This window comes from candidate division WOR-3 bacterium, assembly GCA_039801365.1.
In the GTDB taxonomy this organism is placed as follows: Bacteria; Hydrothermota; Tepidihabitantia; order Tepidihabitantales; family Tepidihabitantaceae; genus JBDRUN01.
On record JBDRUN010000089.1, the window covers coordinates 1 to 10,399 of the forward strand.

Annotated in this window: 9 protein-coding genes and 4 tRNA genes; 5 read left to right on the forward strand and 8 right to left on the reverse strand. The window is 57.6% G+C overall.

Annotated features, from left to right (window positions below):
* Positions 1-210 (forward strand): hypothetical protein (locus ABIL25_09615; protein MEO0082526.1); only part of this gene is annotated, 210 nt, incomplete at its 5' end.
* Here the strand turns inward: ABIL25_09615 and ABIL25_09620 are convergent.
* Positions 174-431: a hypothetical protein gene (locus ABIL25_09620; protein MEO0082527.1), complete on the reverse strand. Its 258-nt coding sequence runs from the start codon at positions 429-431 to the stop codon at positions 174-176. The two genes, ABIL25_09615 and ABIL25_09620, sit on opposite strands and share 37 nt — an antisense overlap.
* Positions 432-440: 9 nt before the next feature.
* Positions 441-1,736 carry an asparagine--tRNA ligase gene (gene asnS, locus ABIL25_09625; GenBank protein MEO0082528.1) on the reverse strand — a complete coding sequence of 432 codons (1,296 nt, stop codon included), beginning with the start codon at positions 1,734-1,736 and terminating at the stop codon, positions 441-443.
* A 389-nt stretch (positions 1,737-2,125) separates the two neighbouring features.
* On the opposite strand from asnS, the gene ABIL25_09630 reads away from it, so the two are divergent.
* Positions 2,126-4,261 carry a FlgD immunoglobulin-like domain containing protein gene (locus tag ABIL25_09630; GenBank protein MEO0082529.1) on the forward strand — a complete coding sequence of 712 codons (2,136 nt, stop codon included), beginning with the start codon at positions 2,126-2,128 and terminating at the stop codon, positions 4,259-4,261.
* A gap of 106 nt (positions 4,262-4,367) precedes the next feature.
* On the opposite strand, the gene ABIL25_09635 is transcribed toward ABIL25_09630, so the two are convergent.
* The 6 genes from ABIL25_09635 to ABIL25_09660 form a co-directional block, all read right to left on the reverse strand.
* Positions 4,368-4,440 (reverse strand) — tRNA-Asn (locus tag ABIL25_09635).
* A 59-nt stretch (positions 4,441-4,499) separates the two neighbouring features.
* Positions 4,500-7,322, reverse strand: coding sequence for a S8 family serine peptidase (locus ABIL25_09640; GenBank protein ID MEO0082530.1), 2,823 nt, complete (start codon positions 7,320-7,322; stop codon positions 4,500-4,502).
* A 38-nt stretch (positions 7,323-7,360) separates the two neighbouring features.
* The gene (locus ABIL25_09645; GenBank protein MEO0082531.1) at positions 7,361-7,702 is read right to left on the reverse strand and encodes a hypothetical protein; all 342 of its coding nucleotides are present in this window, start codon (positions 7,700-7,702) and stop codon (positions 7,361-7,363) included.
* A 34-nt stretch (positions 7,703-7,736) separates the two neighbouring features.
* A tRNA-Lys gene (locus tag ABIL25_09650) sits at positions 7,737-7,810 on the reverse strand.
* Between the two features lie 43 nt (positions 7,811-7,853).
* Positions 7,854-7,927, reverse strand: a tRNA-Arg gene (locus tag ABIL25_09655).
* A gap of 10 nt (positions 7,928-7,937) precedes the next feature.
* Positions 7,938-8,012: transfer RNA gene (locus ABIL25_09660), tRNA-His, on the reverse strand.
* A gap of 159 nt (positions 8,013-8,171) precedes the next feature.
* Here ABIL25_09660 and ABIL25_09665 point away from each other — a divergent pair.
* From ABIL25_09665 to ABIL25_09675, 3 genes are all read left to right on the forward strand, one after another.
* Positions 8,172-9,146 carry an NAD-dependent epimerase/dehydratase family protein gene (locus ABIL25_09665; protein ID MEO0082532.1) on the forward strand — a complete coding sequence of 325 codons (975 nt, stop codon included), beginning with the start codon at positions 8,172-8,174 and terminating at the stop codon, positions 9,144-9,146.
* A 46-nt stretch (positions 9,147-9,192) separates the two neighbouring features.
* A complete protein-coding gene (locus ABIL25_09670; GenBank protein MEO0082533.1) occupies positions 9,193-9,669 on the forward strand; it encodes a hypothetical protein in 477 nt (158 codons plus the stop codon).
* A 27-nt stretch (positions 9,670-9,696) separates the two neighbouring features.
* Positions 9,697-10,399: HD domain-containing protein (locus ABIL25_09675; GenBank protein ID MEO0082534.1), on the forward strand; the 703-nt coding region annotated here is incomplete at its 3' end.

Sequence of the window (10,399 nt, forward strand, 5' to 3'; positions counted from 1 at the left end):
CTGACCCTGCCGTTCGGCCGGCTACTCCTGCCGGGCAGAACTGACGGCTCTACGGTGTTCGCGGCTGCGCCGACGCTTGAGTGCCCAGCGATGACGCTTACGCTTGATCTTGCTCTTACTTCGTGCCATTGGTTTCCTCTGGGGGTGGAATGGGCCTACCGGACATGTCAGACCTATGGTGTGATTTTGAAAACCTCGTCGTTTTCGTGAACCTTTTCGTTGACCTTGAGCCCGGCCTCACCGCCACTCTCAAGTCGGGTAATCGCTTGATGTTCAATCTGCATGGATTCGACGACCTGAGTGAAATCAGTGTGTTGTCCTTTGATACGGATAGTATCTCCGACCGCCAGTGGAGCGTTGATCGCCTTGAGAACCGCAACACCGATGCGGCCGAAGTAGTGGGTGATTACTCCAACTTTTGTTTCCGGCATTACTACCTCCTATGGATAAATCTTCTCAAGCATCCGGGCGAACGGAATCGTCTCGCGAATGTGACGCACGCCGCATATCCAGGCAACGGTTCGTTCGAGCCCTAGGCCGAATCCAGAATGGGGAAACGAACCAAATCGCCGCACGTCAAGATACCACTCGAAAGCCTCGCGCGGAAGCCCGTATTCCCTAATTCGTTTCTCAAGCTCGTTGATGTCATCCTCGCGCTGACCGCCGCCGATGATCTCACCGTAACCTTCGGGCGCAATCATGTCCATTGCGAGCGCCAAGGTCGGGTTCTCTGCGTCACGTTTCATGTAGAAAGCCTTGTTGGCGGCCGGATAGTGGTGAATCAACACCGGCCGGTCATGACTCTCACCAATAACCGTCTCCTCATCGCCACCAAAGTCGTCCCCGGGTTTCACGTCTTTACCCTTTTGCCGTAGAAGCTTGACCGCCTCGGCATACGAAATCCGGACGAAAGGTTTTCGGACTGCTTCCAGTTTCGCAATATCCCGTTCCAGAGTCGCAAGTTCAGGCCGACAGCGGTCCAGCACGCGTGCCACTATGTCGGCGACAAGGTCCTCAGCCAAGTCCATCGCACCGGCAAGGTCGCAGAAAGCCATTTCTGGTTCCAGCATCCAGAACTCGGTCAGGTGTCGTCGGGTCTTGGATTTCTCGGCGCGGAATGTCGGACCGAAGCAGTAGGTCCGGCGTACCGCGGCCGCGAGCGGCTCGTTGTAAAGCTGGCCGGACTGGGTGAGAAAAACAGGCTCGCCGTAGTAGTCAACATTGAACAGCGTAGTCGTACCCTCGCAAGCTGCCGGGGTAAGAATCGGAGTATCGCACAGGACAAATCCGGCATTGTCAAGGAAGTCGCGGCAGGCCTTGATGACTGCAGAGCGGATACGAAGAATCGCGACCTGGCGCGGGGAACGAATCCACAGGTGACGATGCTTCATTAGAAAGTCAACGCCGTGTTCCTTGGGCGTTATCGGGAATGGTTCGGCCAGGTGAATGAGCTTGAGGTCGGTTGCGGTCAGCTCGTATCCACCGGGCGCGCGCTTGTCCTCGCGCACCGTACCGCTGACCTCGACCGTTGATTCCTGCGTGACCGAGTCGGCGAGCTCGAAGGCCGGTTCTGGAACTGCACCTTTGACAAATACACACTGGATGACACCGGTGCCGTCACGCAGCAGCACAAACCTTATCTTGCCGGACGAGCGCGTATTGTAAACCCAGCCTTTGAGCGTTACAGTATCTCCGGCGTATCGGGCAATGCGGCTAATCAGTGGTTCCTGTTCCACCGTCGGATTCTAGTTTTGCTGCCGGACGTGTCAAGCATGCAGCCGGCGAAGCCAGTCTTGTTTCTGTAATCCCTGTTAGATGATTTCTGGCTGAAGTCGGCCGACGTTGTGATGAGACAGAACCAGGGAAGACAGTCAATTGTCCTGCGGCCCTGTCTTACATGCGACTACCTCGGTCCTGCGCCGCGATTGGAGCCGGAAGTTTCGTCTTGTCCGACCCTCCAGCAGTGAAATCGGGTGTGCTTGACAAGACATTGTGCGGGGATATTCTATTGTCAAATGTGGCCCCTGCGGGAACAGTCCAGCCTTCACATGGGAGGCAAGCCTGAGTGGCGGCATTCCTGCAGCGCAGCCAAAGCAAGGTTTCTCAAACGAAAGGAGACAGCAGTATGAAAGCAGGAATGGTGCTCGCCGTAGCCTTTCTGGTTGCGGCCGCGTTCGCCGTCCCTGGTCTGACGGCAACCGGCCCGACTGAGACAGGACCAACGGCAGACGTCATCGGCAGCCCGCAGGAGCACACGCGCGCGCCGATCGAGATAGACGGCTTCACTTACACAGTTGAGTGGGCATTCGGCATCGGACAACAGGGATGCGTGGGTGTGACCGGTGTCCAGGATACCCTGGTCTGGGTTTCCTCGGGCGGAGTCTCAGGTGGGACCACAGACACGAACTGGATTCTTGTGTTCGATGCGAGAACCAGGGTGCTCTTGGACTCGTTCAAGCAGTACGTGCAGGCCGGGTACAACTGGGGCTACCGAGACATGTACTATGACCGGGCCGAGAATGCGGTCTATGCCGGGTGCGAAAACAACCGGATGGACAAGATCAATGCCACGACGCGTGCCCTGATTGCGACCTATACGCTGACCGGAAGCCCAACTCCCAGCATCGTCCGGGGCATTACCGGCGACGGCGACTCGCTGTATGTGTCTAACTTCGGCACAACCATCATCAAGTGCTCGAAGACCGGCACAAACTGTCATACGGTTGCGCCAGCCGGACACAGCGGGATTTACGGCTTGGGGTTGGCAAAGAACGAAGGCCAGGTATATGCATCTACCGCGTCGTATGATTACTCTTGCTTACGCTACAACTATCCGGCCTGGACCTTGCGCGATACGACCCTGATTACCCAGATTACAGGCGGGACGATGGGTGGCTGTGAGATGTTCCGCGGCGACACGTTCCTACTCGTGCTTGGTCAGATGACGCAGGACTCAGTGTTCTGTCTGCGCCGGATTGCCGGGGTGGCAAATGACGTTGGTGTCAGCACGGTACTATCACCGCCGAGCGCAATGACTCCGGGCACGATTGCACCCAAGGCACAACTTCGTAACTTCGGGACTGCAGCGCAGACCGGGTTCCCGGTGAGCTGCTGGATTGATTCGGGCGCGACCAGGGTGTATAACCAGACCGTAACTTACACCGGTTCGCTACCAGGTGGCGGTATTGATTCGGTTGCGTTCCCGAACTGGACTTCGGGACCGGCCGGTGCGCAGTACAGGGTGACGATGTTCACGAGCCTGCCGGGCGACCAGAACCAGGCAAACGATACCTCGTTCAGGAATGTGACGATTTCCGGTGCGGTGTTCAGCGAGACGATTCACGTGCGTCGAATCGCAACCGATGCGCCGACAATTGACGGCGTCATCAGTCCGGGCGAGTGGGCCGCCTCGGTGTGGTACGACATATCAGACCTTGCGAACCGTGGCGGATCCGGTGCGAGACCTGCAGGCAGCGTGTACATGTATTTTCTGTATGACTCGTCGCCCGGGTTCATCTACATGGCGTGCGATGTGCCACCGGTTGCGACCCGTACCAACTACGACCAGTTTGGGCCGTATGTTGACGAGGACCACAGCCATACATGGTCAACCGACTCCAGCGAGGGCAATCACTGGGTTGAATATGTGAGTGCGGACTCGGTTGTGTACCGGGCGCTTCTCAACACGGTACCTAATGTGTGGCGCATGCCGGGTCAGTGTCCGGGCGCAGTGAGCGCGAGTGGCACGACGAGCGGTCACCTGCAGATTGAGGCGAAAATCCAGTTGGGCGCACTCAAGGGTGATTTGACGGTTGATGTCGGTGATACGGTCGGATACTTCATGTACATGGCCCAGGCAGGCAGTGTGTTCTGGGGCTGGTGGCCGCAGAGTCTTCTGATGGCCAACTGGGCTAATCCGGCCTATTATGGCCACATGATTTTCGACGCCAGTATCGTCGGTGCAGAAGAGCGGCCCCAGGGCACGCTGTTCGCGCTTGAGAAAGTCGCACCGACGCTTGTGCGCGAGTCGGGCCGCATCAGCTACTATGTCGGAACACGAGCGAACACCTCGCTGTGTGTATACGATGAAGCAGGTAAGCTGGTACGCACACTGGCCCAAGGCGTGACCGAGCCTGGTACCAAGACCGTGGTATGGGACCGTACGGACAACGCCGGAGCCAGGGTTGCTGCCGGAACCTACTTCTACCGTCTGGTTGTTGACGGCAAGCCGGTCTCGGCCAAGACAATCCTGCTCGACTAAGTTCCGCGTCTGACCTCGCTGGGCCGCCCTTCGGGGCGGCCCAGCTATACGAGGCGCAGAGCAAGTTCAGGAGCTCGGCCCGGTCAACCGGGCCGAGCTCGCAAAGCTCCAGCGACAGGAATCGAACCTGTAACCCTCCGGTTAACAGCCGGATGCTCTGCCAGTTGAGCTACGCTGGAATCTACAATTGTCGCTAGATGTTATCCGCTATGCTGCGAGTGTCAACATCAGCCGGATTCTAGCGGACCAAGCAGAACTTGCTGACTGCGCTACCGTAGGTGGTGTTCAAGACCGCAAGATACAGGCCGGATGAAACCGGTTCGCCTGAGGCATTGTTGCCGTCCCAGAATGCGCCAATCTGGTCCAGAGTCCTTACGTCTGAATAGCGGCCGGGCCGGGACATGGGTGTTACGTCGAGCTTCAGAGTATCTATGAGCGTGCCCGAAGTGGAGAATATCGAGATGCTCGCTTCAGGAGATGGCCGGGTGAGATTGATGGCAAAGTAGAGCTTCAAGTTGGTTCCGGCCAGAAAGGGATTGGGAAAAGGAACAAGCTCATCCTGCCGGGTTGGGCTGACTCCGGACGCGGGCGGGAATACTCTGAATGCCGAGTCCACCTGTGGTACACCGAATCCGACAGTGCAGTTTGGAACTGACCGGGTAGCAGTTGCGAAAAGCGCAGCCAGCAGCGAGTCAGCCGACCAGGTCGGGTGGGCTTCTTTCAGAAGCGCACAGGCGCCGGCGATGAGCGCGGTTGCGCACGAAGTTCCTACCGAACCTTCAAGGCCTGATACCGAGTCCGGGGCCACGACGGCAACTGTGTCGGATAGAGCGACAAGCTCGGGTTTGATCCGGCCGTCCGCGGTCGGACCGGTGCCGGTGCCACGCCAGGGCAGGAGATTGCGCTCGACTCCGCCGGCAGCAATGATTCCGAACGCATCGGCCGGCGCGGTCATGTATGGCCTTGGCCATGGGTAGCTTGTGGTGTCACGGTTGCCAATTGCGGTTACAACCACAAGCCCCTTCTGGGCAGCGATGCCGGCAGCACGGGAGATTGGTGCGGTCTTGCCGTCAAGCTGGTCATCAGAGTACCAGCCCCGGTACCCGAGCGAAGTCGAGACAATGTCAGCACCGTTGCTTTCAGCCCATTCCAGGGCTTCGACATAGGTGTCTTCTTCGAGGTTGTACTCGTAGTACCGGGAGCCCGCGGTCTTGTGGAACTCGGTCTTTGCCACCATGAGGTCCACACCGGGTGCTATGCCGACGATGGAGTAGGGTTGGTATCCGCAGATGAGTGAGGCCATCCGAGTACCGTGGTCTGGCTGGTCGAACGAGAATCTTGCCGTGTCTGATTCTTCCCAAGCCACGTTGTCGTCGCCACGCTTCACCCAGGAAAAGAGAAGAGTTGAGCCGTCGGCGGCGGCCGCGGGTAGATAGCAGAAGCCGGCAGTGTCAATGAGAGCTGGAGTCTGCCAGGTCGTGCCCTGGTCAGTTGAACTCGTGCGGTACAATAGGCCACCAGTCTCATACGCAAGATTCAGCCCGGCCTGATTGGAGTAATCCGCGGCAAAAGAGCCGAGTGTCAGCAGGCTGTCGCATAGCGTTGATGACAAAGTCCAGGTCAGACCGAAGTTGGTGGAGCGTAGCAGGTTCAACCGGGTGAAGGGCGCGGTCGCAATGTCGGCAATGAAGAGGAACAGGTTGGAGCCGTTCTGCTGGAGTTGGAAGTCGGCTGCACCGGATGCGACCGGGTCAGGGTCTGGGAAGAAACTCGTTCCCCGGTCAGTTGAGCGGAACTGGGCCATTCTGCCGGCATGGTGGTCAATCCCAAGAATCAGAACCGCACCGGTAGAGTCAACTGCTATCCTCAGTGCTTCAAGCGGTGCAGCAGTGCGGATGGTTGTTACGAGTCGCCAGTTAGGCTGAGGCGTTTCGAGTGAGCCTTTGCGAAACTGGATGTTGGAGTCGGTCTCGACAAAGCAGAAGTAGGCTGTGTCATGCATGAAACAGACATCAGGGCAACGGCCGTAACCCACCCTGACCGGTGGTTGCCAGACGTCGTTGACAAAGCAGCCGAGATAGACTTCAGCCCGGGGCCGGGAGCGGTAGCTTGAGAGCAGGTCATTGAACGCGAGGTATGTTATCGAGTCATTCCGGACAAGACGCAGGTTCTCAAAAGTATGGGACGACATCGGTGAAGCGGGTTGAGAGACTACTAGGAGTGATGGTGCAGACCAAGACCTACCGGCATCGCTAGACCGGCTGGCAAAGATCGCCCGACGCGGAGCACTGTATCCGTAGGAGAAACTGTCAGCCACGAATATGAGCCGCGCCTTGCTGCCCCAGAGGTCCAGGACCGGGGCCTTGGCCAAGCCGAGGTAGCGGAGCTGGTCAAGCGGTCGAGGAGCCCAGTCCGGGGTGCCAGCGGTATGGAAATTGTCGCCTGAGATGAAGTCGTGCTGTTTGGTTACGCGTAGCCCTTTGACGCCGACGTTCTTCAGTTTCAGACCGGTGTCGAAAATGGCGAGTTTGACCCCGGAGCCAAAGTAACCCTTGTAGAACAGTTCAGGCACGCCCATGAGCTGGGCCTGGTCGTAAGATGGGCCATAGAAACGATGTGCCTTTGCAGTGTCCAGCGCCTGGGACCGCACCTTGTGCACGGTGGAAAGTGGGAAGTTATGCTCCACCGGCTCGCGTTCGGTTCGTTCTGCCACCGTCCTGAGCTCGTGTACGAAAGGCAGCGAACGGACCGCATGAAGTGCGTGACCCGGCAAGTCAAAGCTGGCCGCGTTGAGCCAGCGCGATACGGTCCGGACTCGGCCGCCGAGCTTCTCGACTTCACGGATATACGCCTCGCGCACGGGCAGGTCGTCGAAGTCGTATCCGGGCCGGGAGCTCAGCCCACGACGCTTACGCTGTAGTGCCGGAGCATCTTCCTCAAACCGTTTGAGGGCAGCGCGATATTCGGTCTCAGTGAAGATACCCTTGTCAGTGAAGAATACCCAGACCGGCCGATTTTGGGGTTCGGGTATGCCGGCTCCGGTCGGAGGTCGGTAGAACACAGGGCCGGCAAGGAGTAAGCAAAGAAGGAACATGCCGGCTAGTCCTTGGCTAGACCGGCCAAAAGGCCAGTAAGTCCCAGCACGAGGATGCCGATGCCGACAAGCAGACAGATACCGAGGTTGATGATGCCGAGAATCAGACAGACCTTGCCGATTCGTTTTGTCTTGGGTGCGATGCCGCCGGTCATGAACAGAATTCCGTAGAACAGTCCGAAGAATGGATAAAGCGCGGACATAAGGTACACTGCAAAAAGCTGCATTAGATACAGGACATCCACCAATGCCTGCCAACGCTCCTTCTGGCGGGGCAAGAGGTCGGCTGTTTCGGTCAGACTTGGCCCGGTATCAGACAGCACGACGTTATGCTTCTCGTCAGCCACAGTCCACCTCCACCGGTGCGGACGGAACAGTTGATACCCCGCGCAGGAATCGAACCTGCAACCCACGGATTAAGAATCCGTTGCTCTGCCTAGTTGAGCTAGCGGGGCAGAATGTTACAACGCTGGACAGTTTGCGCTTCGGTCCGGCAGACGCGCCCGGCGCGACTTGAACGCGCAGCCTACGGGTTCGAAGCCCGGCGCTCTGTCCAGTTGAGCTACGGGCGCTCTTCTCAAGGGTGAGTGAGGGGATTCGAACCCCCAACATCCTGGGCCACAGCCAGGTGCTCTGACCAGGTTGAGCTACACTCACCACGGTGCGTGGCCGCAAGTATACCGGTTGTAGCTTGATTGTAAAGCTTGCGTCCATCACCCTCATTTACTTTCATCCTTTGACGAAAGCGGTGTCGTGAGTATATTTCATGCCCGTGAGTCAGACAGGACAAGAAACACAACTCAAGGAGCAACGAAGATGGCAAAGAAGATAAAGCGTCTGCTTGTTACCGGTGCAGTAGGACAGATTGGTTCTGAGCTGACCCTGGCGCTGCGCAAGCGCTACGGAGCCGAGAACGTGGTTGCGACCGGCCGGAAGACCCCGCCGAGTGAGGAGCTGAAAAACTCAGGGCCGTTCTACTTCATTGACGTGACGAAGCGCGAGTCACTCGAAGCGGTCGTCAAGAAGCACAACATTGATACCATCGTCCATATGGCGGCGATTCTGTCAGCAGTCGGTGAGAAGAACCCGATGCTCTGCTGGGACGTGAACATGAACGGCACGATTCAGGTGCTTGAGTGTGCGCGTGAGCACGACATGACCCAGGTTCTGATTCCCAGCTCGATTGCGGTGTTCGGCCCGGAGACGCCGAGAGAATGTACCCCGAACGATACCATCCTCAAGCCCAAGACAATGTATGGTGTGACCAAGGTTGCGGGTGAACTGCTTGGCGACTACTATTTCTACCGGTACGGTCTCGACGTGAGGGGATTGCGCTACCCTGGTATTATCTCGCACGAAACATTGCCGGGCGGCGGTACGACCGACTATGCGGTCGCGATCTACTACGAAGCGGTGAAACACCGGCGGTACACCTGCTTTGTACGAGAGGATACGCGACTGCCGATGATGTACATGCCGGATTGTTTGAAGGCGACAATGGACTTGATGGAAGCAGACCTCAGCCGGCTGAAACATCACTGCGACTTCAACGTCGGGGCGATGAGCTTCTCGGCCGGTGAGCTCGCGGCGTCAATCAGAAAGTACTACCCGGACTTTGTCTGCACCTATGAACCAGACTTCAGGCAGAAGATTGCCGATTCCTGGCCAATGGCGCTCGATGACACGCCGGCTCGGGAAGAATGGGGCTGGAAGCCGGCCTACGACCTTGATGCGATGACTCGGGACATGCTAGCCAACCTGGAGCGTAAGCACAAGGAGGGCAAAATCTGAGCGGTTGACAAGATTTGAGACATCAGTAGTATACAGGCGAGAGAGCATGCTTCACTACCCGCGTCGTGACCTCAGCAAAGTTTTCGACGGCGAACGGGTTTTCTATGGCCAAGGTCGGGGCGAAACTGGAGTTTGTCTGCACGTTCCCTTCAAGAACTACGTGGCCGGCAGTGCTCCGGCTGAAGACCATATGATAATGATATCTCTGGCCAATGATTTGATTGAGTTTCTGCGCTACAAGCGGGCTGTGCGAGGACCGCAACTGTGGGACTACGACCCCGAGAAAGCGGCCGAGCAGTACACCGTGTGCGGCGACAACCCTGGTGGCAGTGGTGTCATTATCCAGGACATGAACTATACCGGCGGGCCGAAGATTCAGATTTTCTTGGACAAGACCTTCGGCGCAAACGAAGTCGCCATCCTCTGGAAGAATCAGCTTGTCGCTGACGAATTTCTACTACACGACTACGAACAATATCTTAAGGAAACGCTGGCCAACGGCCGGCAGGCGGAAACAACCTGACGCGGTCTGAAACCGCAGTTTTCCAGAATGGAATCTGACAACTTGCCGGGTTACGCGGCGGTGTCTCATGCGCTGACTCCGGTTGGGTTCAAGGCAGTGGTCAAGGACCCTGAGGTAGTTGCCCTAGTGAAAGAGGCGGACCGGCAGCTTGCGTTACTGGGCTATACCGAGCACGGTCAGCGTCATGCACGACTCGTGGCCAAGAACGCTCGGTCAGTCCTACTGGCGCTGGGTGAGGACGAGCGGGTTGCTGAACTGGCGGCAATCGCTGGGTATCTCCATGACGTCGGCAACGTCATCAACCGCGAGCAACACGAACGCATGAGCGCGCTCCTTGCCCGAGACATCCTGCTGCGGCTGGGGATGGGCTATTCCGAAGTGCTGCGGATTGTTGCGGCAATCGGCAATCACCACGAAGAAGGAGGAAACCCGGTATCGGAAGTATCTGCGGCCCTGATTCTTGCAGACAAGGCCGACGTCCACCGAAGCCGGGTACGCAACCCGGCGCTCATCAAGTTCGACATCCATGACCGGGTGAACTACGCAGTTCAGCGTTCAACCCTAACCGTTGACCGTGAGGGCAAGACGATAACCTTCAGACTCAAGGTTGACACGACCATTGCGCCGGTGATGGAATACTTCGAGATATTTCTCTCCCGCATGACAATATCCCGACGGGCCGCGGATTTTCTCGGCCTGCAGTTTGAGCTCAGAATCAACGGTACGCGGC